The organism is Vibrio sp. 10N.261.46.A3 (assembly GCF_041472995.1).
GTDB lineage: Bacteria > Pseudomonadota > Gammaproteobacteria > Enterobacterales > Vibrionaceae > Vibrio > Vibrio coralliirubri.
On the sequence record NZ_JBFRRH010000095.1, the window covers coordinates 22,614 to 49,521 of the forward strand.

The 26,908-nt window shown below is 44.6% G+C and carries 22 protein-coding genes, 1 tRNA gene and 1 riboswitch; of the genes, 5 read left to right on the forward strand and 18 right to left on the reverse strand.

Translation table 11 applies throughout. The annotated features are described in order from the left end of the window. Window positions 1-9 precede the first annotated feature (9 nt). The 3 genes from malZ to yfbV form a co-directional block, all read right to left on the reverse strand. Entirely contained in the window at window positions 10-1,857 is a 1,848-nt protein-coding gene (malZ, locus tag AB4484_RS20360; protein ID WP_372080079.1) for a maltodextrin glucosidase, read from the reverse strand. Window positions 1,858-2,047: 190 nt separating this feature from the next. After that, window positions 2,048-3,013: an ABC transporter substrate-binding protein gene (locus AB4484_RS20365; RefSeq protein WP_372080081.1), complete on the reverse strand. Its 966-nt coding sequence runs from the start codon at window positions 3,011-3,013 to the stop codon at window positions 2,048-2,050. Window positions 3,014-3,315: 302 nt separating this feature from the next. Further along, entirely contained in the window at window positions 3,316-3,768 is a 453-nt protein-coding gene (gene yfbV / locus AB4484_RS20370; protein WP_017062168.1) for a terminus macrodomain insulation protein YfbV, read from the reverse strand. Window positions 3,769-4,109: 341 nt separating this feature from the next. On the opposite strand from yfbV, the gene AB4484_RS20375 reads away from it, so the two are divergent. The 3 genes from AB4484_RS20375 to AB4484_RS20385 all read left to right on the forward strand — a co-directional run bounded on the left by AB4484_RS20375 (window position 4,110) and on the right by AB4484_RS20385 (window position 8,745). Next, window positions 4,110-5,306 carry an acetate kinase gene (locus tag AB4484_RS20375; protein ID WP_017107306.1) on the forward strand — a complete coding sequence of 399 codons (1,197 nt, stop codon included), beginning with the start codon at window positions 4,110-4,112 and terminating at the stop codon, window positions 5,304-5,306. Window positions 5,307-5,453: 147 nt separating this feature from the next. Further along, the gene (pta, locus tag AB4484_RS20380) at window positions 5,454-7,619 is read left to right on the forward strand and encodes a phosphate acetyltransferase (RefSeq protein ID WP_017069189.1); all 2,166 of its coding nucleotides are present in this window, start codon (window positions 5,454-5,456) and stop codon (window positions 7,617-7,619) included. Between the two features lie 121 nt (window positions 7,620-7,740). Beyond that, window positions 7,741-8,745 carry a GGDEF domain-containing protein gene (locus AB4484_RS20385; protein ID WP_372080083.1) on the forward strand — a complete coding sequence of 335 codons (1,005 nt, stop codon included), beginning with the start codon at window positions 7,741-7,743 and terminating at the stop codon, window positions 8,743-8,745. Here AB4484_RS20385 and AB4484_RS20390 read toward each other — a convergent pair. The 11 genes from AB4484_RS20390 to moaA all read right to left on the reverse strand — a co-directional run bounded on the left by AB4484_RS20390 (window position 8,742) and on the right by moaA (window position 18,890). Beyond that, the gene (locus AB4484_RS20390; protein WP_372080085.1) at window positions 8,742-9,683 is read right to left on the reverse strand and encodes a glutathione S-transferase family protein; all 942 of its coding nucleotides are present in this window, start codon (window positions 9,681-9,683) and stop codon (window positions 8,742-8,744) included. The two genes, AB4484_RS20385 and AB4484_RS20390, sit on opposite strands and share 4 nt — an antisense overlap. A 194-nt stretch (window positions 9,684-9,877) precedes the next feature. Further along, window positions 9,878-10,864: a murein tripeptide/oligopeptide ABC transporter ATP binding protein OppF gene (gene oppF, locus AB4484_RS20395; RefSeq protein ID WP_009848634.1), complete on the reverse strand. Its 987-nt coding sequence runs from the start codon at window positions 10,862-10,864 to the stop codon at window positions 9,878-9,880. Continuing rightward, on the reverse strand, window positions 10,861-11,832 hold the full coding sequence (locus AB4484_RS20400) for an ABC transporter ATP-binding protein (RefSeq protein WP_012603544.1): 972 nt from the start codon (window positions 11,830-11,832) through the stop codon (window positions 10,861-10,863). Before AB4484_RS20400 ends, oppF begins: the two co-directional genes overlap by 4 nt. Before the next feature lie 42 nt (window positions 11,833-11,874). Beyond that, on the reverse strand, window positions 11,875-12,777 hold the full coding sequence (oppC, locus tag AB4484_RS20405) for an oligopeptide ABC transporter permease OppC (protein ID WP_017062173.1): 903 nt from the start codon (window positions 12,775-12,777) through the stop codon (window positions 11,875-11,877). Between the two features lie 15 nt (window positions 12,778-12,792). Next, entirely contained in the window at window positions 12,793-13,713 is a 921-nt protein-coding gene (oppB, locus tag AB4484_RS20410) for an oligopeptide ABC transporter permease OppB (RefSeq protein ID WP_372080087.1), read from the reverse strand. Between the two features lie 114 nt (window positions 13,714-13,827). Next, window positions 13,828-15,459 (reverse strand): ABC transporter substrate-binding protein, encoded by a 1,632-nt coding sequence (locus AB4484_RS20415; protein ID WP_372080089.1) that lies wholly within the window; start codon window positions 15,457-15,459, stop codon window positions 13,828-13,830. 650 nt (window positions 15,460-16,109) lie between these two features. Continuing rightward, window positions 16,110-16,565 (reverse strand): molybdopterin synthase catalytic subunit MoaE, encoded by a 456-nt coding sequence (gene moaE / locus AB4484_RS20420; protein WP_081230609.1) that lies wholly within the window; start codon window positions 16,563-16,565, stop codon window positions 16,110-16,112. Window positions 16,566-16,567: 2 nt separating this feature from the next. Next, a complete protein-coding gene (gene moaD, locus AB4484_RS20425; protein ID WP_048617867.1) occupies window positions 16,568-16,813 on the reverse strand; it encodes a molybdopterin synthase sulfur carrier subunit in 246 nt (81 codons plus the stop codon). Further along, window positions 16,810-17,289 carry a cyclic pyranopterin monophosphate synthase MoaC gene (gene moaC / locus AB4484_RS20430; RefSeq protein WP_004734026.1) on the reverse strand — a complete coding sequence of 160 codons (480 nt, stop codon included), beginning with the start codon at window positions 17,287-17,289 and terminating at the stop codon, window positions 16,810-16,812. The genes moaD and moaC overlap by 4 nt, the downstream gene beginning before the upstream one ends. Window positions 17,290-17,301: 12 nt before the next feature. Next, on the reverse strand, window positions 17,302-17,814 hold the full coding sequence (gene moaB, locus AB4484_RS20435; RefSeq protein ID WP_017084034.1) for a molybdenum cofactor biosynthesis protein B: 513 nt from the start codon (window positions 17,812-17,814) through the stop codon (window positions 17,302-17,304). 86 nt (window positions 17,815-17,900) lie between these two features. Then, a complete protein-coding gene (gene moaA / locus AB4484_RS20440; protein ID WP_372080092.1) occupies window positions 17,901-18,890 on the reverse strand; it encodes a GTP 3',8-cyclase MoaA in 990 nt (329 codons plus the stop codon). Continuing rightward, a riboswitch (molybdenum cofactor riboswitch) is annotated at window positions 18,879-19,031 on the reverse strand. (Overlaps the previous gene by 12 nt.) A 195-nt stretch (window positions 19,032-19,226) precedes the next feature. On the opposite strand from moaA, the gene AB4484_RS20445 reads away from it, so the two are divergent. Further along, a complete protein-coding gene (locus AB4484_RS20445) occupies window positions 19,227-20,114 on the forward strand; it encodes a YvcK family protein (RefSeq protein WP_050620882.1) in 888 nt (295 codons plus the stop codon). A 75-nt stretch (window positions 20,115-20,189) separates the two neighbouring features. On the opposite strand, the gene luxU is transcribed toward AB4484_RS20445, so the two are convergent. The 3 genes from luxU to uvrB form a co-directional block, all read right to left on the reverse strand. After that, window positions 20,190-20,534, reverse strand: coding sequence for a quorum-sensing phosphorelay protein LuxU (gene luxU / locus AB4484_RS20450; protein ID WP_017066591.1), 345 nt, complete (start codon window positions 20,532-20,534; stop codon window positions 20,190-20,192). Between the two features lie 24 nt (window positions 20,535-20,558). Continuing rightward, window positions 20,559-21,947 carry a quorum-sensing sigma-54 dependent transcriptional regulator LuxO gene (gene luxO, locus AB4484_RS20455; RefSeq protein WP_004734031.1) on the reverse strand — a complete coding sequence of 463 codons (1,389 nt, stop codon included), beginning with the start codon at window positions 21,945-21,947 and terminating at the stop codon, window positions 20,559-20,561. Between the two features lie 301 nt (window positions 21,948-22,248). After that, the gene (uvrB, locus tag AB4484_RS20460; RefSeq protein WP_372080095.1) at window positions 22,249-24,279 is read right to left on the reverse strand and encodes an excinuclease ABC subunit UvrB; all 2,031 of its coding nucleotides are present in this window, start codon (window positions 24,277-24,279) and stop codon (window positions 22,249-22,251) included. A gap of 509 nt (window positions 24,280-24,788) precedes the next feature. Here uvrB and AB4484_RS20465 point away from each other — a divergent pair. Beyond that, window positions 24,789-24,864 (forward strand) — tRNA-Asn (locus tag AB4484_RS20465). Window positions 24,865-25,266: 402 nt separating this feature from the next. On the opposite strand, the gene melB is transcribed toward AB4484_RS20465, so the two are convergent. Beyond that, window positions 25,267-26,640, reverse strand: a complete 1,374-nt coding sequence (gene melB / locus AB4484_RS20470) for a melibiose:sodium transporter MelB (RefSeq protein ID WP_048610537.1) — start codon at window positions 26,638-26,640, stop codon at window positions 25,267-25,269. Window positions 26,641-26,908 lie beyond the last annotated feature (268 nt).

Consider the following 26,908-nt stretch of genomic DNA (forward strand, 5'->3'; position numbering starts at 1 on the left):
TTTTAAAATTCAACAATTTACCACATCAAAAATCTTCGCTTGCATCGCTGGAACAAGAATGTCAACGGCACCGTAAGCAATCGGCAAGCTCTTCTCCTTGCCTTGCAAATTGACCAACTCTCCTTGCTCTTGTCCAAGCATCCACACAGGCAAAGACAACGCCTTTTCATTTTGGGATAGGTTGAGCACAACCAGTGTTTTTTCACCGTTGAGGCTGCGGGCGAACACTAACGTCTCAGCGTCACAATACAACTCGAGATAGGCACCACTTTGTAAGCTGCGACGTTCTGTTCTCAGTTTTATCAAGGCTTGATGGAATGGGAACCAAGACGAAGACTCTTCCTCTCCCCATGGGAAACATCTGCGGTTATCTGGGTCTTGCCCCCCTTCTAAACCGACTTCTGTTCCGTAGTATAAACACGGAGTTCCAACATAGGTAAACAACAACGTCAGAGCCAGTTTTTGCTTAGCTTGGTCGCCGCCTAGCAGCGTCAGTAGACGAGCCGTATCATGGCTGTCTAATTGATTCAGCTGCGACAATTGGTTCAGCCAAGGAACCTTCGCTCTCGCTTCAGCTAACCAATCAGAGAAAGCGAACATATCAATGTCAATCGGCTCGTACGCGATGTCTTGTTTCGCCAATAACGCACGAACTGGGTGAGCGAAACCATAATAGTTCATCGACCCATCTTCTTGTGCGCCCTGTAGCCATGATGTGGCCTCAAAGAAATGCTCTCCCAAGATGTAGGCCTCAGGGTTCTCTGCTTTCGCTGAATTCCGAAATGCCTCTACATAATGCGCATTGTTATAAGAGCCCTCACCCTCGCCTAACATGTGAATCACATCGAAGCGCCAACCATCGACATTATAAGGTGCTTTCAACCAATGCTTTATCACAGAGTCTTGCGACTCATATATGTAATCTCGCACGGAAGCATTAGAAAAGTTTAAGACTGGAAGCGAACTGATCCCTTTCCAGCCGACATATTGCTGAGGGTTGTCAGGGTCGAAAAAGTAGTAGTCGTGAAATGCCGAGCCTGGGTGGTCATAGGCACCCGAGCCTGTCACTTTCAGCTTATCAAACCAAGGATGCTCCACAGAGGTGTGATTAAACACAGCATCCAGAACGACTCTCATATCACGCTTGTGGATGTCATTTGAAAGTGCAGCGAACTCGTCATTGGTTCCGAAATGCGAGTCGATGTTGTAATAGTCAGTTGTGTCGTATTTATGATTACTAGGCGACTGAAAAATTGGATTGAGATACAGCGCGGTGATGCCTAGATCTTGTAGATAATCTAACTTGTTATGAATGCCTGCTAGGTCACCACCGAAGAACTCCGCAGCCCCCGTTCCATTGTGCCCTTCGACAGCGTCGCCCCACTCTTTCACCACAACATCTAAGGTGTTTTCTTTTAGGCGATATTCCCCAGTTTTGACGCTAATGCTCGGGTTTCCGTTACAAAAACGTTCAGGGAAGATTTGATAGAAGACTTGCTCTGACACCCACGATGATGGTTGATGCTGGCTATTAAACTTAAAGTGAAATTCGCGACTCGAAACACGGCTGTGAACGCCTTTCGCATCCAGCCAGTATTGTCCCTTTGAATCGACAAGCTTGAACGCATAGTGTGTAACACTTCTGTCAGTATTAACAGGAAAAGAGACCTGCCAAAGCGTCAAACGACCTTGTTCACCCACCTTTGTCATATCGAGCAGGTACTCTTCGTTATCTGGCTCATGCCTCAACTGAACCTTATTCCAGTCATTGCGTTCAGACAATAATGTTACGGTTAGTACACCATCTTTTTCGTGGAAGTAGTCAGAAGTTTGAGCATGAAAGATAAATGGTTTCATAACGGTTCTCGAGCAATGTTCAATTTGCTTAAGATATGAAAAATTTCATTGACCACAATGAGAAAAATAACATCCGTTAAAGTAGATCACGTTTTGTAGATCCACTTTGTTTACAGTAAGTCGATTTCTCTCAAAATGATCAATTGAGTCACCCATTTAAGAAAGGGATATCAAATTTGGAATTACTCCATCAACGGCTAATGACCGCACGATCAATCACAGACTGAGGCACTATCACGCCAAGCTCACGTGCAGCATCTAGGTTGACCACCAGCTGAGAACTCTGCGCAGTTTTGACACTCAACTTCCCGGGCTTCTGTCCTTCCAGAATGGCTGCGACATAATCCGCAGTCTGAACCCCAACATCATAATAATCTAGACCTAAACCAGCAATCGCTCCCTTCCCGACATAAGACGTTGCTCCTGCAACCACAGGTGTGCCAGCTTGGTTTGCAGCGTCTATCAGCCCCTCCATGCCGCTTGCAACCGTGTTATCGGTCAAGGCATAGATAACATCAGACTTCTTAGCAATGGATTCTGCTTTTGCTTCGACATCGTCAACAGTCAGCGCTTTTTCGGTGTGAAGTGTATAACCGAAATCTCGGGTCGCCTTTCTCAATAACCCAACTAACGCAACGGCATTCGCTTCGGCAGGGTTATAAACCACACCGATTGAACTTGCCTTAGGAAGAAGCTCTTTGATCAAAGAGACATGTTGAATAATTGGAGAGAGATCAGAAAGACCCGTGACATTCCGGCCCGGCTTTTCTAGCTGTTTGACCAGCCTAGCACCGATAGGATCCGTAACCGCGGTAAACACAATCGGTATCGAACGGGTTGCCGAAACCAAAGCTTGTGAAGTCGGTGTCGCGATGCCAACGAGTACATGAGGATTTTCACTGACGAGCTCTCTGGCTATCTTGGCTGCCTGAGCCGGGTTACCATTCGCCATTTCATAGGAGAATTCTAAGTTCTTACCGGGTTCATAGCCCTTGGCTCTCAATCCTTCAAGAAGCCCTAGACGTGTCGCATTCAGATCTGGATGGTCAACAACTTGTGAAACCGACACTTTGGCAACGTTTGCCATTGCATTGCCAGTCCATAGCAACATCAAGCAACTTAAAACCGCTGCCAATACCTTTCTTACAGAACTCATTATCGCTCCCTGAATCAAGCTCTACCCGTCATTACTCGCTCAAAGAGAACAACATCAAAATCACTATTGATATTATTACCAGTAACCATTGATAACTTGAAGTGATATTTAACAAAAATACAACAAGGCTCGAGTTATGTGAGAAAGATTATATTGACTTCGGAGGAAGGTAAGAAACCAAGTGAATAAGGACAGGTAAGCTAAACGGAAAGTAAGCGAGGTAACAAAGAGAGGAGCAAATCTGAGAACAAGCTATAGAAGATGAATAGTTGTTCTCAGACAAGAGGGAGAGCTGGGATTCTTTAGAACCAACGCTCCATTGAGGACTTATCTAACTGACGAAACGCACGATTTAAAATGATTGCCAATTCTTTATAGCGAGGTCGCGGCTTCATAGGCTCTAACGCAAAACCCGTTTCAGTGATCTTTTCATGCAGTTCGCGGTACCACGATACTAGCGCTGGCGGAAGTTGTGTATTTGAGCGATTGCCCAACCACCACATACCTTGAAGCGGCAAGCTGATCGCAAACAAAGCCATAACCACAGCCTGTGGCATCGCTTGGTAATTATTAAAGACCATTTGTGTAAGAACACTGATAGCGGCAATCGCAGGCATCACTTTCACGCCAAAACGGGTCGCTTTAATAATGCGCTGTTCTGGGAAGATCGCGTTTAACTCTTTTCGGACGGGCCAGAGATCCATGTACTTTTGGCCATCTTTTAAACTACTAGCTAAACCAACTCTATTGCTCATATGAGTCTCCCATTAAAAAAAAGTTGAAATCATCAACTAAAAACACAAAAATTTGACGAAAAATAATATTCTTTCAAATTTTTTTGTTATATTTGCACAATATCGCTATTATTTGCAGACCTCAATCTCATTGTTGCCCTTATTTACAATTTAAGCAACTTTGAGAAGACTTCTGCAAGGAATGCACAAGCCTCTTTTTGATAAAGAGCGCTTTCACTTTATACGGAAATTAACGTTTTTTTGACCAAGGTTAGTACGCAAGCCTATGTGCTTCGACTATTCTTGAGATTAATTTTCATCCTTAACTGATTTCGATCAGAAAAATAAACAGGTAGTCATTAATGTCTAAGCTAGTTTTAGTTTTAAACTGTGGTAGTTCTTCTCTTAAATTCGCTGTTGTTGATGCAGAAACAGGTGCAGAGCACCTAACTGGTCTTGCTGAATGTCTAGGTCTTCCAGAAGCTCGTATGAAGTGGAAACTTGATGGCAAGCATGAAGCACAACTAGGCGCGGGCGCAGCTCACGTAGAAGCACTATCTTTCATGGTAGAAACTATTCTTGCTTCTAAGCCTGAGCTTAAAGCTAACCTTGGCGCTATCGGTCACCGTATCGTACACGGTGGCGAGCAGTTCACTTCTTCTGCACTTATCACTGATGAAGTTCTTAAGGGTATTCAAGACGCTGCGACTTTCGCACCTCTTCACAACCCAGCTCACCTTATCGGTATCGAAGCGGCTCAACAGAACTTCCCTGGTCTACAAAACGTTGCTGTATTTGACACTGCGTTCCACCAAACAATGCCTTCTGAGTCTTACCTATACGCTCTACCGTACAACCTGTACAAAGAGCACGGCATCCGTCGTTACGGCATGCACGGTACTTCTCACCTATTCATCACTCGTGAAGTTGCAGGCCTACTAAACAAGCCAGTTGAAGAAGTTAACATCATCAACTGTCACCTAGGTAACGGCGCTTCTGTATGTGCAATCAAGAACGGTCAATCTGTAGATACTTCTATGGGTCTGACTCCTCTTGAAGGTCTTGTTATGGGTACTCGTTGTGGTGACCTAGATCCTGCGATCATCTTCCACCTACACGACGCTCTTGGTTACTCTGTTGAAGAAATCAACAACATGCTAACTAAAGAGTCTGGTCTTGCTGGTCTAACTGAAGTGACTTCTGACTGTCGTTTCGTTGAAGACAACTACGGTGAGAAAGAAGAAGCAACTCGTGCAATGGACGTGTTCTGTCACCGTCTAGCTAAGTACGTTGCTGGTTACACTGCAACTCTAGAAGGTCGTCTAGACGCAATCACTTTCACTGGCGGCATCGGCGAGAACTCTGGCCCAATCCGTGAAATGGTTCTTAACCGCCTAGGCATCTTCGGCATCGAAGTTGACGGTGAAGCTAACCTGAAAGCTCGTTTCGGCGGCGAAGGTACTATCACTACAGCTAACAGCCGTATCCCTGCAATGGTTATCTCTACTAACGAAGAGCTAGTAATTGCTGAAGACACTGCGAAACTAGCAGGTCTTTAATTGATTTTCCTGACTAGCTTCACTCGAAGCTAGTCAGTTTTTCATATCAAGAAAATGGGGCTCAACTTCTATTCCTACCCCAATTTAAATATCGGTGGGAATAGCAGTTGAGCTTTTTTTATTTCCAATAGTCAAAGGTGTTCGTCAATGTCACGTACTATTATGCTTATCCCTACAAGCGCTGGTGTTGGTCTTACTAGTGTTAGCATGGGTGTTCTTCGCGCTATGGAGCGTAAGGGCGTAAGTGTTTCTTTCTACAAGCCAATCGCTCAGCCTCGTAGCGGTGGTAACCAACCAGATCTAACGTCTACTATCATCAGCGCAAACAGCGACATTAAGATTGGTGAGCCAATCGCAATGACTAAAGCTGAAGCTTTGATCGGTAGCGAAAAAATGGACGAGCTTCTAGAGTCTGTTGTTGAGCAATACAACAAGATCAACAAAGACGCAGAAGTAACGCTAATCGAAGGTCTAGTACCTACTCGTAAGCACCCATTTGCTAACCAAGTGAACGCGGAAATCGCAAAAACACTTGGCGCGGAGATCGTATTCGTTGCGACTCCTGGTACTGACAACCCTACGCAGCTTAAAGAGCGTATCGAAGTAGCATGTTCTAACTTCGGCGGTACTAAGAACAAAAACATCAAAGGCGTAATCATCAACAAGCTTAACGCTCCTGTTGATGAAGCTGGCCGTACTCGCCCTGACCTTTCTGAAATCTTCGATGATGCAGATAGCGCTCAGCAAGCGAACCTTGAAGTAATGCAAATCTTCAACTCTAGTCCTATCCGTGTTCTTGGCTGCGTGCCATGGAGCATCGACCTAATCGCAACTCGTGCGGTTGATATGGCTAAGCACCTTAACGCTGAAATCGTTAACGAAGGTGAAATCTCAACTCGTCGTATTAAGAGCATCACTTTCTGTGCTCGTTCTCTACCGCATATGATTGAGCACTTCAAACCAGGTTCACTGCTAGTAACTTCTGCAGACCGTCCTGACGTTATCGTTGCTGCGGCACTTGCAGCGAAAAACGGTGTTGAGATTGGCGCAATCCTGCTTACTGGCGGTTACGACATTCCAGAAAGCATTGCTAACCTTTGTGCACCTGCATTCGCTTCAGGTCTACCGATCTTCAAGGCTCAAGGTAACACTTGGCAGACGTCTCTAAACCTACAGAGCTTCAACCTAGAAGTGCCTGCAGACGATAAAGAGCGTATCGAGTTCGTTAACGATCACGTTGCAAGCCACATTGATGGCCCTTGGATTGATTCTCTATCTGAAGGTACTCAAGGCATCCGTCGTCTAAGCCCACCAGCATTCCGTTACCAGCTAACTGAATTTGCTCGTAAAGCGGCTAAGCGCATCGTTCTTCCTGAAGGTGATGAGCCACGTACAGTTAAAGCTGCGGCTATCTGTGCTGAGCGCGGTATCGCAACGTGTGTACTTCTAGGTAACCCTGAAGAAATCCGTCGCGTTGCAGCACAGCAAGGTGTTGAGCTTGGCGCTGGCGTTGAGATCATCGATTCTGCATCAGTTCGCGAAAACTACGTAGCTCGTCTAGTAGAACTTCGTGGCGCTAAAGGTATGACTGAAGTTGTTGCTCGTGAGAAGCTAGAAGATTCAGTATTCCTAGGTACTATGATGCTTGAAGCTGGCGAAGTTGACGGCCTAGTTTCTGGTGCTGTTCACACAACGGCGAACACAATCGTTCCTCCGTTCCAGATCATCAAGACTGCTCCTGATGCTTCTATCGTATCTTCAATCTTCTTCATGCTTCTGCCTGATCAAGTTCTTGTATACGGTGACTGTGCGATCAACCCAGATCCAACAGCTGAACAACTTGCTGAAATCGCTATCCAATCTGCAGATTCTGCTGCGGCATTCGGTATCGACCCACGCGTTGCTATGATCTCTTACTCTACTGGTGAATCTGGTAAGGGTGCAGACGTAGATAAAGTACGTGAAGCAACGAAACTTGCTCAAGAGAAACGTCCTGATCTAGTGATCGACGGTCCTCTACAGTACGATGCAGCAATCATGGAAAACGTAGCCGCTTCTAAAGCGCCTAACTCTCCAGTTGCAGGTAAAGCGACAGTATTCGTATTCCCAGATCTAAACACGGGTAACACGACTTACAAAGCTGTACAACGTTCAGCAGATCTAGTATCTATCGGTCCAATGCTTCAAGGTATGCGCAAGCCAGTAAATGACTTGTCTCGTGGCGCTCTAGTAGACGACATCGTTTACACAGTAGCTCTAACGGCTATCCAAGCAGACCAAGCTGCACAAGCTGAAGAAAAAGTAATTAACTAATTACCTTTTCACGTCCGAAAGGACTTAAAAAGCGTTAAAACCCATGCAATTGCGTGGGTTTTTTTATACCTAATTATCGTATAACATACTAAAAATAGATTTAAGAAAGTGAAAGTGGCGCATGTCGATTGAATTTACCAAAGAGTCAGCAATACGTGACCACGTATTAAAAAGCGTGAGCATCGCCCTCGCGCTTTTTGTATTGGTTGTCGCTTCGTCTAATTTCTTTTTAAGCAAAGATTATGTTCTCGGCAGTCTGGAAGTGCTTATCTCACTAGTCCTTTTCCATGTCTATTACGAGACCAAACGAGGCTTCTCACTTTCCTGGCAACCGCTTGTATTAGCGTCAGTGATTACTGGAGGTCTCATCTATGGATTTGCAAACACGAAGCCACAATCCGCTATCGTTATGTGGGTCTTTGTTCTGCCTCCACTTTACCAACTGCTCTTTAACCGATTCATTGGGGCACTGTTCACTTTCGCGATGCTAGTAGCGACTGCACTACTTTATTTCCCTAACCTATTTAACGAAGACGTTTACCCTTTTGCATTCGTAAACTTCGTCATCCCGTATTCGATGATTTGGCTCATCTCTTTCAATCATGAATCAGTACGTATCGGTGTTAAAGAGCGCCTTGAGCAACTGGCCCGAACCGATGCTCTAACAGGCGCATTCAATAGACTTGCCTTACAACAAGATGCATCAAACATACGACCTTGCTGTTCGATTAACCACTTACTGCATTTCGATTTAGATTGGTTTAAAGCAGTTAATGACACCTACGGACACAGTACTGGTGATCAAGTTCTTAAAGAAGTGGTATCTGAAACACAACGAGCCTTACCGAACAGCAAGGTTTATCGAATTGGTGGCGAGGAGTTTTGTGTCATATTTTGTGCTGATAACTTTGAGGATGCGACAGCTCAAGCGAATGGATTAAAAGATTCGATTGCTCAGTTAGCTATCTCAAAAGGCAGTCACCACATCAATGTCACCATCAGCGGTGGACTTATTGAGCTAACTACCCAAGTGACCACTGACCAACTTGATGATGCTTTGCAGAGAACCGATAAAGCACTCTACAAAGCAAAACAGTCAGGAAGAAACCTAATTGTCGCAGCTTAGAGACCGCGACCGTGGGGTGAGTCTAAATCCAGATCTGGCCCTTTGGGTACCACTTGAGTTGGGTTAATACCTGTATGGCTGTAGTAGTAGTGACGCTTGATATGATAAAAATCGGTCGTCTCTTTAATACCCTCTATTTGGTACAACTCTTTTAAGTACCCTTGAATATGTGGGTAGTCAGCAATTCGCTGCTTATTACACTTAAAGTGCCCCACATACACCGCATCAAATCGAACCAGAGTAGTGAACAAGCGCCAATCCGCTTCTGTAATCTCGCTACCCGCTAAATAACGATGTTCGCTAAGGTGAGCGTCTACTTTGTCTAAGGCTTCAAACAAGGCGTCATAAGCTTCTTCGTAGGCTTCTTGTGTTGTCGCAAAGCCGGTTCGGTATACGCCGTTGTTGATGGTTGGGTAGATATAATCATTCCACTCATCAATCTTCTTGGACAACTCCCAAGGGTAGTAATCATCGGTGTTGCCTGTTAGCTCGTTAAACTCTGAGTTAAACATACGAATGATTTCAGACGACTCGTTACTCACAATGGTGTTGGTTTTCTTATCCCACAACACAGGTACCGTTACTCTGCCCGAGTAATCCGGTTTGGCTTGAGTGTAGATTTGATGCATGCGCGTGTGACCGAATAGAGGTTCAGGTAACCCCATTTGCCAACCTTCACTCATCATGTCTGGGCAAACGACTGTCACGTCAATATGATCGGTTAGGTCTTTCAGTTCGCGGAAGATAAGGGTTCGGTGCGCCCAAGGACAAGCTAACGATACATATAAGTGATAACGGCCGCTTTCCGGCTCAAACTGCGCGCCCGGTTTGTTCTCTACCCAGTGACGAAAGCCCGCATCTTCACGAACAAACTTACCACCGCTTTCTTTGGTGTCGTACCACACATCGTGCCAAACACCTTCAACTAACTTACCCATATCCAAACCTCTGTGATGCTAACTTTTCTCTAGTATAAAAAAAGCCAACTTTTTCAAAACTAGAAGAAGTTGGCTTAGTTGTTCGAATTATTTGATGAAGCTTATTTAATATGGAGCTTTAGATACAAAAAAAGCGCAACTCATAAACAAGTTGCGCTTAAGCCTGTCACAGGCTGAACCGGTTTAAATAGGCTCTAGACTTGTACGTGCAAGCAAGATACTGCGTGTACGTCATCGCCTTGGATAGTTGGCTTAGTTTGCGCACACGCCTCTGTTGCTTGTGGGCAACGTGTACGGAACACACAACCTGATGGAGGATTGATTGGCGATGGTAAATCACCTTCCAACATCTGAATCGTTTTGTTGCGCTCTAGACGAGGGTCTGGAATCGGAACCGCAGACATCAACGCTTTGGTGTACGGGTGCTTAGGATCAGAGAATAAGGCATCTGATTCACCCAGCTCTACCGCGTTACCTAGGTACATCACCAATACACGATCAGAGATGTGTTTAACTACTGACAAATCGTGCGCGATGAATACCAAAGACAAACCGAGTTCTTTCTGTAGCTCTTTCAGAAGGTTAACTACTTGAGCTTGGATAGATACATCCAATGCTGAAACTGGCTCATCACAGATGATCATCTTAGGCTTCAAGATAAGCGCACGTGCAATACCAATACGCTGACACTGACCACCAGAGAATTCATGTGGGTAACGGTTGATTACGTTTGGTAGTAGACCAACCTTTGCCATCATCTCTTTAACTCTGTCCTTCACTTCTTGTTTAGAAAGTTCAGGGAAGAAAGTCTCTAGAGGCTCAGCAATAATATCGCCTACTGACATACGTGGGTTAAGCGATGCTAGCGGGTCTTGGAAGATCATCTGAATCTCTTTGCGAGTCTCACGACGCTTCACTTCCTGCATCTTAGTTAGGTCTTGACCTAACCACATCACTTGCCCTTCAGTTGCTTCAACCAAGCCGATAATCGCACGGGCAAAAGTTGATTTACCACAACCAGACTCACCTACTACACCGAGTGTTTCGCCTTCGTAAAGGTGAACATCAACACCATCAACCGCTTTAAGATTTGATGGTTTTGCCCAAGGCCAAGCAGACTTAGCTGCAATGCTAAAGTGAACTTTCAGGTCTTTAATATCTAATAGTAATTCTTTACTCATTTTGTCCAAGTCTCCCAATCTGAAAAACAAGCACGCTGACGGTCTTTAGCAAATGGCTGCAAAATCGGTGCTTCTTGCTTACAACGGTCCATTACACGGTGACAACGGTCTTGGTAAGGACAACCTGTTGGTAGGCGAAGTAAGTTAGGTGGGTTACCTGGAATCGTCGGTAGAATTTCACCTTCGGTATCCAAACGAGGAATCGCTTTAAGCAGGCCTTCCGCATATGGATGGCTTGGCTCGTAGAAGATTTCATCAACCGTGCCGTATTCCATTGTACGACCCGCGTACATCACAAGTACTTTGTCACATGAGCCAGCAACAACACCCAAGTCATGGGTGATCATGATGATTGCCGTATTGAACTCATCTTTAAGTTCGTTCAGCAATTCCATGATTTGCGCTTGAATGGTTACATCCAGTGCCGTTGTTGGTTCATCAGCGATAAGCAATTTAGGACGACACAGCAGTGCCATTGCGATCATCACACGCTGACGCATACCGCCCGAAAACTCGTGCGGGTACATAGTGATACGCTTGCGTGCTTCAGGGATTTTCACCGCTTCAAGCATGCGTACTGATTCTTCAAACGCTTCTGCTTTACCCATGCCTTTATGCAGCATAAGTACTTCCATCAACTGATCACTTACTTTCATGTAAGGGTTCAGTGAGGTCATTGGATCTTGGAAGATCATTGCGATCTGTTCAGCACGAACCTTGTTCAGTGCTTTTTCAGGCAGGTTGAGGATTTCATTGCCTTCAAACTTTGCACTGCCTGAGATGATGCCGTTCTTAGCCAGCAGTCCCATCAGTGCAAATACCGTTTGTGATTTACCTGAACCCGACTCACCAACAATACCCAGCGTTTCGCCTTGGTTAAGTGAGAAGTTCAAGTCGTTTACTGCGGTTACGATACCATCTTGCGTGGTAAATTCGACGCGCAGATCTTTGACATCTAATAAGCTCATTATTGCTTCCTTAATCTTTTATAGCTTTTAATTGCTATTTCGTTATCTGTCTTTTGGATCAAGCGCGTCGCGCAGACCATCACCTACGTAGTTAAAGCAGAACAGCGTAACTACCATGAATGCCGCAGGGAATGTTAATTGCCAGATTGCAACTTCCATTGTTTGCGAACCTTCTTGAAGCAATGCGCCCCAGCTTGTCATAGGCTCTTGAACACCAAGACCAAGGAAAGATAAGAATGATTCTGTAAGGATCATGCTTGGAATAAGCAGCGTAGAATAAACCGCTACGATACCCAGTACGTTCGGTACGATGTGACGTGTAATGATCTTCCATTTGCTTACACCACATACGTGTGCAGCTTCAATGAACTCTTTACTACGTAGGCTCAACGTTTGACCACGTACAATACGCGCCATATCTAGCCAAGCAATCGCACCAATAGCAACGAAGATTAGGACGATGTTACGACCAAAGAACGTTACCAGTACGATTACTAGGAACATGAATGGTACTGCGTACAAGATCTCTAGGATACGCATCATCACTCGGTCAGTACGACCGCCGATGAAGCCTGAAGCTGCACCGTAAAGCGTACCAATCAGTACCGCTACGAAGGCACCCATCACACCAACCATCAATGAGATGCGGCCACCGACAAGAGTACGAACGTACAAATCACGACCTAAGCTATCTGTACCAAACCAGTGATCCGCATTCGGACCAACGTGCATTGCGTACCAATCAGTATCGTCATAAGTGTACTGAGCCAGCATTGGTAAGAAGATAACTGCCAGTACCATAAGCGTAAGAATGAACAGGCTCACCATCGCAGCTTTGTTTCGCATGAAACGAATGCGCGCGTCCTGCCACAAACTACGACCTTCAATCTCTAAGCTCTCAGAGAACTTTTCGATCGCTTCTAAATTTTCTTTTTTCTTCAACATAACCATGCGTCCCTGTTAGTAGCGAATTTTCGGGTCAATCAGCGCTAGCAAAATATCAACAATTGCGTTGAACAAGATGAATAGGAAACCAATCAAGATGGTTACACCCATTACTAGCGAGTAGTCACGGTTAAACGCGGCGTTAACAAACAGCTTACCGATACCTGGTAGGCCGAAGATGGTTTCAACAACAACTGAACCTGTGATGATACCTACGAACGCAGGTCCCATGTAAGAAACAACAGGCAGCATTGCTGGCTTAAGTGCATGTTTTAGAATGATATAACGGTAGCTTAGGCCTTTTGCACGAGCAGTTCGGATAAAGTTACTGTTTAGCGTTTCAATCATGCTACCGCGAGTAATACGAGCAAAGGTTGCTACGTAAAGAAGAGACATCGCCATAACAGGCAGCACGATGTACATGAATGTACCGCCATGCCAACCACCTGCTGGGAATATGTTCCAGTGCAGGGAGAAAAGGTAAATAAGCGCCGGTGCCAACACGAAGGATGGCATCACCACCCCGAGCATGGCGGTCGACATTATGGTGTAGTCGACCCAGGTATTGTGCTTCAAGGCGGCAATCGTCCCGACGGTGACCCCCATCAATAGTGTGAAGATAAAGGCAACGAAACCTACCTTCGCAGATACTGGAAGTGCAACCGCGATCAGCTCATTTACTGTGTAATCTTGGTATTTAAAAGAGGGACCGAAGTCACCTTGTAAGATATTTGTCAAATACGTGGTGTATTGTTCAAATACTGGTTTATCTAAGCCGTATTTAGCTTCGATGTTAGCCATAACTTCTGGCGGTAATGGACGCTCGCTTGAAAACGGGTTACCCGGTGCGAAACGCATGAGAAAGAAAGATATAGTGATCAACACCAACATGGTTGGAATCGCTTCAAATATCCTTTTCATAATGAATTTAAGCATAAACTCACTCTTTCAGTCTGTGACAATTAAAATTAGAAAGACGCTACATGCGCGCCCTGCGCATGTAGTGTCTGTATCGTTATAGTTATATTAACTTTTTAGAATCGAAGCTTATTATTGAGCTTTGATGTATAGGTCTTTCGAGAAGATCTTGTCTTCGGCGTTGTTGATTGGGAAACCACCAACATGCGGGTTAAGTAGACGTGATTTCACGTATTGGTAGATAGGAGCGATTGGCATGTCGTTTGCCATTAGCGCCTCAGCTTCTAGGTAAAGTGCTTTGCGCTCTTCTTCTGAAGTTGAGTTAAGTGCTTTATCGATGATTTTATCGTAAGCCGCGCTGTCGTAGTGAACACCACCGGTAGTGTTGTTACTCTTCATTAGCGTTAGGAACGAAGACGCTTCGTTGTAGTCACCACACCAGCCAGCACGTGCTACTTCGAAGTCACCAGAATCTTTAGAAGATAGGTACGTTTTCCACTCTTGGTTCTCAAGTGTTACAGAAAGACCCAATGTTTTCTTCCACATAGAACCTAGCGCTACAGCAATCTTCTTGTGGTTCTCTGAAGTGTTGTAAAGTAGGTTGAATTTAAGTGGGTTATCTTTACCGTAACCTGCTTCTTCAAGAAGACGTTCTGCTTCTGCGTTACGCTCTTTTTGAGACATCTTACCGTAAGCTGGTAGCTCAGGATCGAAGCCAGCTGTGATTTCAGGCGTTAGGAAGTACGCAGGTTTTTGACCTTGCGCTAGGATAGCACCTGTTACGATATCACGGTCGATTGCGTAAGAGATTGCTTGGCGAACACGAACATCATCAAATGGTGCTTTCTTCGTGTTGAAGATGTAGTAGTAAGTACATAGGTTACCCGCTACAGATACATCTTCCGCGTACTCTTTTTGAAGACGCTTGAAGTGCTCAGTTGGAAGTTCGTTTGTGAAATCGATTTCGCCAGATAGGAAGCGGTTCATTTCCGCTACTTGGTTTTCGATTGGTAGGAAGGTTACTTTATTTAGAACCGTCTTATCGTTGTTCCAGTATTGGTCGTTACGCTTTAGAACTAAACGCTCGTTAACAACCCATTTATCAACAGAGAATGCACCGTTACCAACGAAGTGGTCAGGCTTAGTCCATTGGTCACCGAATTCTTCAACAGTCGCCTTGTGTACTGGCTTCATTGTTGTGTGGCCCATCATCATTACGAAGTATGGTACCGCTGTTTCTAATTCAACAACAAGCGTGTTTGCATCTACAGCTTTAACGGCTAGCTCACTCTTGTCTTTCTTACCCGCTACGATGTCCTTCGCATTCGCCATCTTGGTATATTCCATGTACCAAGCGTATGGAGAAGCCGTTGCAGGATCAACTGCACGTTGCCAGCTGTAAACGAAATCTTCAGCTGTTACAGGATCGCCGTTAGACCATTTTGCGTCTTTACGTAGGTGGAAAGTGAATGTTTTGTTGTCTGTCGTTTCCCAGCTCTCAGCAACACCAGGGATAGTATTACCTTCGCCGTCTTGGTTCACTAGACCTTCTAGAAGATCACGAATTACGTGAGATTCTGGTACACCTTGAGATTTGTGTGGGTCGATAGTCGCAACTTCAGTACCGTTACCGCGAACAAGTTCCTGAACTTTTGCTAGTTCTGTACCTGCTGGAACTTCAGCAGCGATAGAAAGAGTAGAAGTGGCAGCCACTGCCAAACCAGCACCTAGAAGAAGGGCCTGAGTGATTTTATTCTTGTACATTTAATAAACTCCAAGTTTTTCGTATTGCATCCATGACTTCTTTGCTAGGTTCACTGAACGGCAGTGATTTAGATTTATTTAGCTCAAAATTTAAGCATAAAAATCTAAAACCTTACAAAGATTGAGGCACACACTATCAACCATTGAAGTAATTTGCCATAAACAAGTCGCAAAAAATCGGATAATTCTCCGAATTACTTAAGGTAATAGTGTAAATCTCTAATAAAAACCTAATGAATAGTGAGTTACACATAGGGATTAATTAAAAAACAGCCTTTAGTGTTGATGTATCTGTATTGACACTTTTTTTTAGCATCTTATGCTAGAACACAGACGGCAAATTAACATTAATGCCACATGAAATCTAATTGCACATCACATATCCCCTAAGTAGACTCCACTATTTGTGAGGGTTATCACTTTATACAAAACAGCATAAAGCACTGCACCAAAACAGTTTTAGAAATGCACCAAGACAGACAAAATCAGGCATCGAATTTATATGCAACATGAATGACTAACCATTTATTAATACAGCGCTTATTTATAAATGACTTTGTAGCACGCACAAAAAAGCCGACCTTAATAGTCGGCTTTTTACTGTCTCAATCAACAGAGCGAATTTTTGAAGCAGCATTATATTGCGAGAATTATTTCTCCCAACGCTCCGCAGCTTTTGTATCTGAATCGCGAGAATCAACCCAGCGAGTTGTTTCAGTAGTACGTTCTTTTTTCCAAAACGGCGCTTTGGTTTTCAGAAAGTCCATAACAAACTCACACGCTTCGAAGGCAGCACCACGATGCGCACTGGATACACCAACGTAAACAATCTGGTCACCGATATCTAGGTCACCCACGCGGTGAATCACTCGCATCTTCTGAATAGGCCAGCGTGCCTCAGCTTGATCACAGATCTCGCTCAGCGACTTCTCTGTCATACCCGGATAATGCTCCAGAGACAAACCAATCACGTTGTCGCCAAGGTTCATGTCACGAACTTTACCAACGAACGTCACAATCGCTCCGGCAGCTGTGCCTTGAGCCAAGTAGTCGTATTCGTCGCCTACAGAGAAATCCTCTGTTGTCACTAATACTCTTGGATCCATGCTTAGCCTCCAGTCACTGGTGGGAAGAATGCCACTTCGTCGCCGTCTTTCACTTCAGTCGTCAAAGGTACGATTGATTGGTTAAGCGCAGCCAGAAGCTTGCCCTCTTCCAAAGCGATATCCCATTTGCCTTCCTGTTCTACAAGGTGGCTGCGAATCGCTTCAATTGTCTTGAACTGTGCATCAACTTCAAGGCTGTCCACACCAACAAGTTCACGAGTTTGAGCAAAGAAAAGTACAGTAATCATGATTCCACCTTAAAGTGTCCTGATTTACCACCCGTCTTCTCTAACAGACGTACGTTCTCGATAACAATGTCTTTCTGAACAGCTTTACACATATCGTAAATCGTCAGCGCAGCAACAGAAGCAGCCGTTAGCGCTTCCATTTCTACGCCTGTCTTACCCGCAAGCTTACATACCGACTCGATACGTACCTTGTTTTCAGACTCGATCGCTTCAAGCTGCACTTCTACTTTAGTTAATAGTAGAGGGTGACACAGTGGAATCAGATCCCAAGTTTTCTTCGCCGCTTGGATACCCGCAATACGTGCCGTTGCGAAAACATCACCTTTATGGTGGCTACCAGAGACAATCAGCTCTAACGTTTCAGCAGACATCTGTACGAAAGCTTCCGCTCTCGCTTCACGTACCGTTTCCGCTTTAGCCGATACATCGACCATGTTTGCTTCGCCAGACGCGTTAATGTGTGTAAATTGGCTCATACTCAAACCGCCTTATACAGAAAGGTGTGGCATGAAGTTACAAGGGCGATGGCTAGCATCCATCTGTTGCTTGATGATCTTAGTCCAACCTGTGCGGCAAGCACCTGTAGAACCTGGCATCGCAAAGATTACTGTGTGGTTAGCAAAGCCCGCAATCGCACGAGATTGAATTGTCGATGTACCGATCTCTTCGTAAGATACTTGACGGAATAGCTCACCAAAGCCTTCTACTTCTTTGTCGAACAGTGGCTTAAGTGCTTCTGGCGTGCTGTCACGAGATGTGAAGCCCGTACCGCCAGTGATCATAATTGCTTGAACGCTTTCGTCAGCAATCCACTGAGATACGATCGCACGGATCTTGTACATGTCATCGATAACGATTTGCTTATCAACCACGTTGTGGCCTGCTTCTTTAGCATGCTCAGCTAGGTAACCACCTGACGTGTCATTTTCTTCTGTACGAGTATCTGAAACGGTTAGTACTGCGATGTTTGCTGCTTGGAATTTGCTTTCTGCGTGACCCATTTGTTCACCTATATAAATTTTTCATTAGACTGATTCGCCCAGACTAAAGAAGCTGAGCGATAAAATGCTTTAGAGTATATAGCGGGTTAACCGCCGATTGACGCCAAGTTTGGAGTCATGCCGCTGTTGCCATCGTGTAAGAAGTGGCTAACGGACTTGGTTTGAAGCTGAGCCTGAATTCGATCAATGAGCTCTTGCTCTTGTTGATCTTCTTGAATCAGATCTCTCAGTTCAACACCATGGTCGCCAAACAGACATAGGTGAAGTTTACCGGTCGCAGAAACGCGCAGACGGTTGCAACTCTCACAAAAGTCTTTCTCGTAAGGCATGATCAAACCGATTTCACCCTTGTAGTCTGGGTGGACAAACACTTGCGCCGGGCCATCGTTAACGGCTTTGACTTTTAACAGCCAACCATTAGCAATAAGCTGGTTGCGAATCGCAACGCCAGACACATGATGTTTATCGAACAACTCGTCCATCTTGCCGGTTTTCATCAGCTCGATAAAACGTAATTGAATAGGTTTGTCTTTGATCCAATTAAGGAAGGCTGGTAATTCCTGACTATTGAGGTCTTTCATTAATACGACGTTGACTTTGACTTGTTCAAAGCCAACCTCAAACGCTTTATCAATGCCTCGCATAACCTCAGTAAACTTATTCTCACCAGTGATCTGATGGAACATGCGCGAATCTAAACTATCCACGCTCACGTTTATATGGGTTAAACCAGCATCACGCCATTGCCCTACTTGTTTCTCCATGCGGTAGCCATTCGTTGTGGTGGCTACTTTTTCGATGCCTGGAGTAGAAGCAACGGTATGTATGATTTCAGGAAAGTCTTTACGCAGACTCGGCTCTCCGCCTGTAATGCGGATCTTTGAGGTACCACAATCTGCAAACGCTTTAACAACGCGTTTGATCTCGGGAACATTTAAAAAAGACGAGTTTTTTTGCCCTGACGGTTTGTAACCATCTGGCAAGCAGTAAGTACATTTAAAGTTACAGACGTCTGTAACCGACAAGCGCAAGTAATAAAACTTGCGATGGAATCTATCTTCGAATTGTTGCGCCACGGAACACCTTTCCAAACACGGGAGGCATAATCATTTCCAATTAAGCCCTTGTGACAACATGTCACTGGCTCTTGATGCGTATCGGTACAGCAAATACCACTGTGCGACTTAGCATGCGAGAGCTCGGAGTTATGGCAACTGAGCGTTATATTCACACGCGCAGTAGCTGAGTAATAAAATACTTAATATTTGTACGTGAATCTAGCTCTGATGGTAAAAAAACGGGTCACATCGGCAAAAAAAACGTATCAAACGCTCAAAATAACTCTTGTTGAGTATATAGCGAGGAGCATTTAACCTAAATTATAGTTGGTAATAACCTAACAAGAACAATAAATGAATATTTACTCTTCAAAGAAAGTCGTAGCAATCGGCGGTGGCCATGGCTTAGGTCGCATGTTAGCTGCATTAAAAGACTTTGGTAACAACGCAACTGGCATTGTTGCAACGACAGATAACGGCGGTTCCACCGGACGTATTCGAGATTGCCAAGGTGGCATCGCATGGGGAGATACACGCAACTGTATCAACCAATTAATCACAGAACCTTCAATCAGTTCGATGATGTTCGAATACCGCTTTCGCGGCCAAGGTGAGCTAGACGGTCATAACTTGGGTAACCTAATGCTGACTGCGTTAGACAACCTTTCCGTTCGTCCATTGGAAGCAATTAACCTGATTCGAAATATGCTCAAGGTCGATGTCAATATCGTGCCGATGACTGAGCATCCTTCAGACCTCACGGCTCTATCAATGGACGGCCGCTGGGTAACCGGCGAAACCAACGTTGATGACATGACAGAAAAACTGCGCATGATGGACTTGTCTCCAGAAGTGCCTGCAACCAAAGAAGCCGTTGCTGCCGTTGAGCAAGCAGACTGCATTGTCCTTGGCCCTGGAAGCTTTTTAACCAGTGTGATGCCCCCTCTTCTCCTTCCAGAGATTGGCAAAGCAATCGCTGAGAACACCAAGGCAAAAGTTATCTTCGTTGAAAACCTTTCACCAGAGCACGGCCCTGCAGGGAAAATGACGCTTCAAGAGCAATTGGAGTGGTGTGAACGTACCTGTAAGGCAAGGAAAATAGACATTGTACTGGGTAATGAACCACACCCTGAATTAGAAGGGCAATGGAATTGTGTGACCACAGATCTTGCATCGGCAAACCGAGATTGGCGACACGACCGTGTGAAGCTTCAACAAGCCATTGAAGCCCAGTTAACTTAAGCCGTCAGTTAAAGCGACAGACAACAAAAAAGGAGCATGATGCTCCTTTTTTAATCTCAGTAATAACTCGCCGTTTTAGAGGTCCGTCATCAACTGCTGATATTCAGTGTACGTCGATAACAGGAGGTCTTGCATATCTTGAAAATCAACTTCTGTCACCGGCAACGCTTGCTTCACTTTTGCATCTAAGCTAATCGCAAAACTACACAAAGAATCCGCGCCAAAACTTGCTGCGCTGCTCTTAAGTGCATGACTGATATCAGCCAAGTACTTAGAGGTATCCGACTCTTTATTTATCTCTAGGTGTTCGTAGTAGCCTTTCAACTCACCTAAAAAGATTTCAAGTAAAACTGGAACATTCTCTTGGCCTATTTCGCCGGCAAGCTCATCAACTTTTTGCTGATTTAATACTTTCGTCATTATTATTTTCTTATTGTTTGTTGATTACTGCTTCGCATTCCACGTTTGCAACTTACGGTATATCGTCGATGGACTGACATCTAAGAAACCTGCCGCACGGGGGATGTTGCCATCACACGCTTTAATGGCTTGTTCGATAGCCGTTTTCTCAGTGATCCACAATGGGAAAATATCTTTTACCGTGATGTCTTCATTCTGCTTCTCTTTCAATCGCAGACTGTTTTCAATCGGTTGGTTCAACGGTGGTGGAAGCATGTTGAGAGTAATCTCTTTGCCGTTATTCAAAACCACCACGTTTCGCAACACGTTTTGTAGCTGACGAACGTTACCCGGCCACTCATATTGATTAAAGCGATCAAGTACTTCCTGAGCAAAACGTACAAACGCCTTCCCCTCCTCGACCGACATATAGCCTAGCAGAGAATACGCAATCTCAATGACATCTTCACCACGCTCACGCAATGGCGGCAAGTGCAATGGAATCACGTATAAACGATAGTATAAATCTTCTCTAAAGCGACCTTCTTGTACTTCTTTCCAAGGGTCACGGTTGGTCGCGCACACAAAACGAACGTCGACACTCTTCATCTTCGAAGAGCCGACTTTTTGGAAAGTACCGGTTTGGATAAAACGCAGCAGCTTGGTTTGCAGCTCTAAGTCCATTTCGCACAGTTCATCAAGAAACAGTGTTCCACCATCAGCAAGCTCAGCAGCACCTTGGCGATCGGTCGCAGCACCGGTAAAGGCACCTTTAACGTGGCCAAACAGTTCACTTTCAATCAGATCTTTAGGGATAGCGGCACAGTTAATCGCGATGAAAGGCTTATCGCCACGCTTACTCGCCGCATGAATGGCTTCTGCACATACCTCTTTACCGGTACCACTTTCACCAGTAATGAAAATGCTCGCCTTACTCGATGCTGCAGAATCAATCGTTCGGTAAACCTGCTGCATGGTTTGGCTGCTGCCGATAAAGCCTTGGTAGTTCTGGTTTCCCGGGTGTTCCGAGCTATTTTTAAGCTTGGTGGCTTTGCGGATCGCGTTGTTCACCGTAATACGGAGTCGGTCGGCTTCACACGGTTTAATAAGGAAATCTTGAGAACCATGACGCATCGCTTCTACGGCGGTATCGATAGAGCCGTGAGCCGTCATGAAGATAACCGGAACTTCAGGGTACTTTTGTTTTACAGCAAATAGCACGTCCATACCCGTCATATCAGGCAGACGTAGATCTAATAAAATAAGGTCTGGGATTCGATGATTCAAACTCTCGATTGCATCGCGGCCAGTGCCGACAATGTTGATATCAATTTCGAGCGGTGTAAGATACGAGCGATATAAAGCTGCTACCGAAGCGGTATCCTCTACCATCAACAAATACTTCGATTTGTTATCTAGCGTTTTTGATTGCATATCCTAGCCATTTATAATTTGCATTTCTTATTATAGTCGCATTCCGCTTTGCATTATGCAAATTAGCCACAGTATTTGTAGTGTGTTTTTTTACTTACTTCAAACAATCAATGTTTTATCTATGTGGCACGAACGATGCAAAGGTATGAATGACCTTCGGGTCACCTAGCCAACTGACGTTGTTAGTGGACCGAGTGTTCACAAACGTAAGCCAGTAGAACATTTACTACTGGCTGTTTTTTTGTCTGAAACACTCTCAATTCTTGTGTTGAGGGGAATGCTTCTCGAGTGAAAAGTGAGATTAGCTGTTGGTAATAAACTGCTTTCTTAACTGCTCAATTTCATCACGCTTCTGTGCGGCCAATTCAAATTCTAGATTCTGGGCATGCTGATACATCGCAGCTTCTAGCTTGCTGATCTCTTTATCAAGCTGTTGCGGCGTAAGTACTGCATAACTTTCAGAAGGCTCTGCCACCTTAGATAGTAGAACTTGTTTCGATTGGCGCTGCTGCTTCGACTTGGTTAGATCACCCAGTTCCATAATGTCTTTGATATTGCGTTTCAACGCTTGTGGCGTGATGCCTTGCTCTTCGTTGTAAGCCTGCTGTTTCTCTCTACGACGATCGGTTTCATCAATCGCTTTTCTCATCGACTTAGTAATCGAATCACCATAAAGGATCGCTCTACCTTCCAAGTTACGCGCAGCACGACCAATGGTTTGGATCAGAGAACGCTCAGAACGCAAGAAGCCCTCTTTGTCTGCATCAAGAATCGCCACCAGCGACACTTCAGGCATATCCAAACCTTCACGAAGTAAGTTAATACCCACTAACACGTCGAACTCACCCAAACGTAGGTCTCGGATTATCTCAACACGCTCAACGGTATCGATATCGGAGTGTAAGTAACGCACTTTAACGCCGTGCTCACTTAAATATTCGGTTAAGTCTTCTGCCATTCTCTTGGTTAATGTTGTGACCAACACGCGCTCTTCTTTCACTGAACGGATTCTGATTTCAGACAACAAGTCATCCACCTGCGTCGCGACAGGTCTTACTTCGATGATTGGGTCTAACAGACCAGTAGGACGAACCACTTGATCAGCAATCTCGCCATCTGATTTTTCAATCTCGTAATTACCTGGCGTTGCCGACACAAAAATAGTTTGTGGAGCGATCGATTCGAACTCTTCAAACTTCATTGGGCGGTTATCCAATGCAGAAGGCAGTCTAAAACCAAACTCGACCAAGGTTTCTTTACGAGAACGGTCACCTTTATACATCGCACCAATTTGCGGCACAGTCACGTGTGACTCATCGATGATCAGCAAACCATCATCAGGCAGGTAGTCAAATAACGTTGGCGGCGCTTCCCCTTCCGCACGGCCGCTCAAGTATCGTGAATAGTTTTCGATACCGGAACAGAAGCCAAGCTCAGTCATCATCTCAATATCAAACTGAGTTCTTTGAGAGATACGCTGCTCTTCCAAAAGCTTATTGTTGTCTTTTAAGTATTGAGCACGATCGCGCAGTTCATCCTTGATGTTCTCAATCGCCTCAAGGATCTTCTCTCTTGGGGTTACGTAGTGAGTTTTTGGATAAACCGTAAAGCGCGGCAAGTCTCTTTGCTTAACCGCACCAGTCAGTGGATCAAAGATACTAATGCAATCGACTTCGTCATCGAACATCTCAATTCGAACCGCATCTTGGTCAGATTCAGCCGGGAAGATATCGATCACCTCACCACGAACTCGGAACTGACCACGTTCAAAGGCGACATCGTTTCTTGAATATTGCAGCTCAGCCAAGCGGCGTAGGATGTCTCGCTGATCCATCACCTCACCACGACTCAAATGAAGCATCATCTTCAAATAAGACTTAGGATCACCAAGACCGTAGATAGCCGACACAGAAGCCACAATGATGGCGTCTTTTCGTTCTAGTAAGGCTTTGGTTGCCGAAAGCCTCATCTGTTCAATATGAGCATTCACAGACGCATCTTTCTCGATGAATGTGTCCGTGGTTGGAACGTAGGCTTCAGGTTGGTAGTAATCGTAGTAAGAAACAAAATACTCAACGGCATTGTTTGGAAAGAAAGATTTCATCTCACCGTAAAGTTGAGCCGCCAATGTCTTGTTAGGCGCTAACAGGATCGCAGGTCTTTGAGATTGGGAAATGACGTTGGCAAGGGTAAAGGTTTTACCAGAGCCCGTTACCCCTAATAGAGTTTGATGTGCCAAACCAGAATCTAGTCCATCTAGTAATTTGGTTATCGCCGTCGGCTGGTCACCGGACGGGCTGTAGTCCGATACCAAGTCAAAGAGTTTGCTCATAGGTCGCCATTTCCATACTGTTTTTTTAATCAGGTCATTGTCACTCTAGGTGGAGTGTCGTTGCAACTATTATCTAGAGAAATGCATCTTAAGATTCGAGATCAGTTATAGCTTTTATTTTTAGAACTTGGTATTATCCGTGCCCCTGCAAAGTTTCCCCAGCTAAATTACTCGAATTTTAATCCACTACTTTTCCCCAAAAAACCTAAAAATACCGCTTGTTTTACTGTTCGTTTTATAATCTACAAAAGTTATACAATTGCGATATTTTGCTATAAATCTTTTAAATACATTACGTTAGATAAGTTTTTTACATTTTTCGATTTATCCCAATTATTGTTGTTAAAGTTTCACACACACACTTATCCACAATTTTGGTGGATAACTAAAGCAAAGCTAAATCCAATAAGGCGTTCAAGAAAGTAAAGTTTTTTATCTTACTTTTTTCTTATATTTTTTATTGACAGAAATCCGGACAATTATTAGAATTCGCGTCGCTAACAAGCAATTCCCCCTTAGTTCAGTTGGTAGAACGGCGGACTGTTAATCCGTATGTCGCAGGTTCGAGTCCCGCAGGGGGAGCCAAATTTAAAGAAGCCGCATCACTCGATGCGGCTTTTTGCGTTTTAACTGCAACTAACTTGTTCCAAGTTAATGTCTCAGAACTGGCCGTCCGCGTTCGAGTCCCGCAGGGGAGCCAAATTTAAAGAAGCCGCATCACTCGATGCGGCTTTTTGCGTTTTAAAGCGACTGGTTTGTACCAAACCAATGTCTCAGACCTAGTCGGCCACGTTCGAGTCCCGACATGGGGAGCCAAATTTAAAGAAGCCACATCACTCTATGCAGCTTTTTGCGTTTTAGTCGAAACAAAAGCTCTACAGACACAGCTTTGATTAGCTAACATCCATAAAAAAACGCCTCACAAGGAGGCGTTTGGGCTTAGTGACTAAACTGAGCGTTATTCTAGATGAGACGTCGTTTTAGCGGTTATGCTTCTGCTGTAACAACATTAGTCTGAGTCTCTTTACCGGCTTGGTCTTGATCAAATCCTTCATGCAGGTGGTAGTAGCGCTTATAAACAAGAGCACTTACGGTCATTAGAATCGCTGGTAAACCTACCATCATAAACTGCAGTCCCATGATAGTGCTGTCAGACTGTTCCACGTTTGGTACATAACCCACCACAGACAAGCCCATACCAACAATAAAACCACCAGCCGCGCCTGCAAACTTAACAAGCATCGTTTGAACAGAGAAGATAACACTCTCACTGCGACGACCTGTTTTGTGTTCACCGTAATCAACAACATCTGCCAGCATTACAGTTTGCAGTGCGTTAGCGATACCCACACCAAACTTGATAGCAGCACCTGCGATACCGATTAGAATCGCGTTACCTGGAGCGATAAAGCCCATGATAAGTAGAGTGATACAAGACAGCACTGGGAAGCCACAAGCGATAACCCATAGGTGTTTGCGTGGTAACACTGATGCAATACGAGGGAACAAGAATACGCCTGCAACTTCAGCGATACCTGCCACCATCATATAAACGGGGAACAAGTCAGCGTTGCCTAAAGCGTAAGAGAAGTAGTAAATCGCAAAACCACCCACCAACAAGTTTGCTATTTGGAACGACAATACGGTACCAATAAGTGCTTTTAGTTGGTCATTCTTACCAATGATAACCATTACATCTTTAAAGCTGAAACGCTCAGCTGGTTTAGCATTTGCTGGTGCAGATTTTTCTTTTACGTTGCGAGCAATTAAGAATGCACTCATCACGAACAGAACAGCAATCAATATAGCAACGTTGAAGAAACCTTGTCCTTGGTCGCCATCACCCAGTTTACCGACAATGTGTAGCCCGTAAGTACCCGTAATAAACCACGCCAAGCTAGCAAACAATCGTGGCCAAACAACCAGCTTTTCACGTTCTTGACGAGAGCTCGATAGTGCAGGAATCAAAGACCAGTATGGAATGTCCATAATAGTGTAGGTAAGGCCCCACAGAATATAAGCAGCCGCTGCATAAATGTATAACGTAGTGCCTTCAAACATATGCGTACTAAAAAGGCCAACAAGCACTACAGCATTTAACAGAGTTCCAATCACTATCCAAGGACGGAATTTACCAAACTTAGAGCGTGTGTTATCAACGATAACGCCCATCATTGGGTCGGTCACCGCGTCGACAATGCGCGCGGCCAAAAAGATAGTACCCACGAACGCCGCTGACAGCCCAGCAACATCGGTGAAGTAAAACATTAAAAAGATGTAGATCGGAGCACAGGCAAAGTCTTTACCTAAAGCCCCAAGTCCATACGATAATTTGGTTTGTAGAGTAATTTGATCAGACATAGTATTTCCTTCAGGCGCGTAACTTCATCTCCTAACAGACGTTGAAACGCTTACCTTTTATTTATAATAATTTATCCACTCAAGTTCTGTTTTAGAGCCACTCTGTGGTCGCTTCTTAAAACACTCAAGTATCAAGTCCGACGCTAATGTAACCATTCCAACGAACAGATACTGTGATCAACAACCACTCAATGGAAACGTTTTCAGTCAAATATCTAAAGTGAGAGATCGAACAATAAAACCCTCGAATTGATAGAGAATATCGCTA

What these genes read in the sequence shown, in the direction of transcription:
- malZ (WP_372080079.1), bottom strand. Translation starts at nt 1,857, where the DNA reads ATGAAACCATTTATCTTTCATGCTCAAACTTCTGACTACTTCCACGAA.
- AB4484_RS20365 (WP_372080081.1), bottom strand. Translation starts at nt 3,013, where the DNA reads ATGAGTTCTGTAAGAAAGGTATTGGCAGCGGTTTTAAGTTGCTTGATG.
- yfbV (WP_017062168.1), bottom strand. Translation starts at nt 3,768, where the DNA reads ATGAGCAATAGAGTTGGTTTAGCTAGTAGTTTAAAAGATGGCCAAAAG.
- AB4484_RS20375 (WP_017107306.1), top strand. Translation starts at nt 4,110, where the DNA reads ATGTCTAAGCTAGTTTTAGTTTTAAACTGTGGTAGTTCTTCTCTTAAA.
- pta (WP_017069189.1), top strand. Translation starts at nt 5,454, where the DNA reads ATGTCACGTACTATTATGCTTATCCCTACAAGCGCTGGTGTTGGTCTT.
- AB4484_RS20385 (WP_372080083.1), top strand. Translation starts at nt 7,741, where the DNA reads ATGTCGATTGAATTTACCAAAGAGTCAGCAATACGTGACCACGTATTA.
- AB4484_RS20390 (WP_372080085.1), bottom strand. Translation starts at nt 9,683, where the DNA reads ATGGGTAAGTTAGTTGAAGGTGTTTGGCACGATGTGTGGTACGACACC.
- oppF (WP_009848634.1), bottom strand. Translation starts at nt 10,864, where the DNA reads ATGAGTAAAGAATTACTATTAGATATTAAAGACCTGAAAGTTCACTTT.
- AB4484_RS20400 (WP_012603544.1), bottom strand. Translation starts at nt 11,832, where the DNA reads ATGAGCTTATTAGATGTCAAAGATCTGCGCGTCGAATTTACCACGCAA.
- oppC (WP_017062173.1), bottom strand. Translation starts at nt 12,777, where the DNA reads ATGTTGAAGAAAAAAGAAAATTTAGAAGCGATCGAAAAGTTCTCTGAG.
- oppB (WP_372080087.1), bottom strand. Translation starts at nt 13,713, where the DNA reads ATGCTTAAATTCATTATGAAAAGGATATTTGAAGCGATTCCAACCATG.
- AB4484_RS20415 (WP_372080089.1), bottom strand. Translation starts at nt 15,459, where the DNA reads ATGTACAAGAATAAAATCACTCAGGCCCTTCTTCTAGGTGCTGGTTTG.
- moaE (WP_081230609.1), bottom strand. Translation starts at nt 16,565, where the DNA reads ATGGATCCAAGAGTATTAGTGACAACAGAGGATTTCTCTGTAGGCGAC.
- moaD (WP_048617867.1), bottom strand. Translation starts at nt 16,813, where the DNA reads ATGATTACTGTACTTTTCTTTGCTCAAACTCGTGAACTTGTTGGTGTG.
- moaC (WP_004734026.1), bottom strand. Translation starts at nt 17,289, where the DNA reads ATGAGCCAATTTACACACATTAACGCGTCTGGCGAAGCAAACATGGTC.
- moaB (WP_017084034.1), bottom strand. Translation starts at nt 17,814, where the DNA reads ATGGGTCACGCAGAAAGCAAATTCCAAGCAGCAAACATCGCAGTACTA.
- AB4484_RS20445 (WP_050620882.1), top strand. Translation starts at nt 19,227, where the DNA reads ATGAATATTTACTCTTCAAAGAAAGTCGTAGCAATCGGCGGTGGCCAT.
- luxU (WP_017066591.1), bottom strand. Translation starts at nt 20,534, where the DNA reads ATGACGAAAGTATTAAATCAGCAAAAAGTTGATGAGCTTGCCGGCGAA.
- luxO (WP_004734031.1), bottom strand. Translation starts at nt 21,947, where the DNA reads ATGCAATCAAAAACGCTAGATAACAAATCGAAGTATTTGTTGATGGTA.
- uvrB (WP_372080095.1), bottom strand. Translation starts at nt 24,279, where the DNA reads ATGAGCAAACTCTTTGACTTGGTATCGGACTACAGCCCGTCCGGTGAC.
- melB (WP_048610537.1), bottom strand. Translation starts at nt 26,640, where the DNA reads ATGTCTGATCAAATTACTCTACAAACCAAATTATCGTATGGACTTGGG.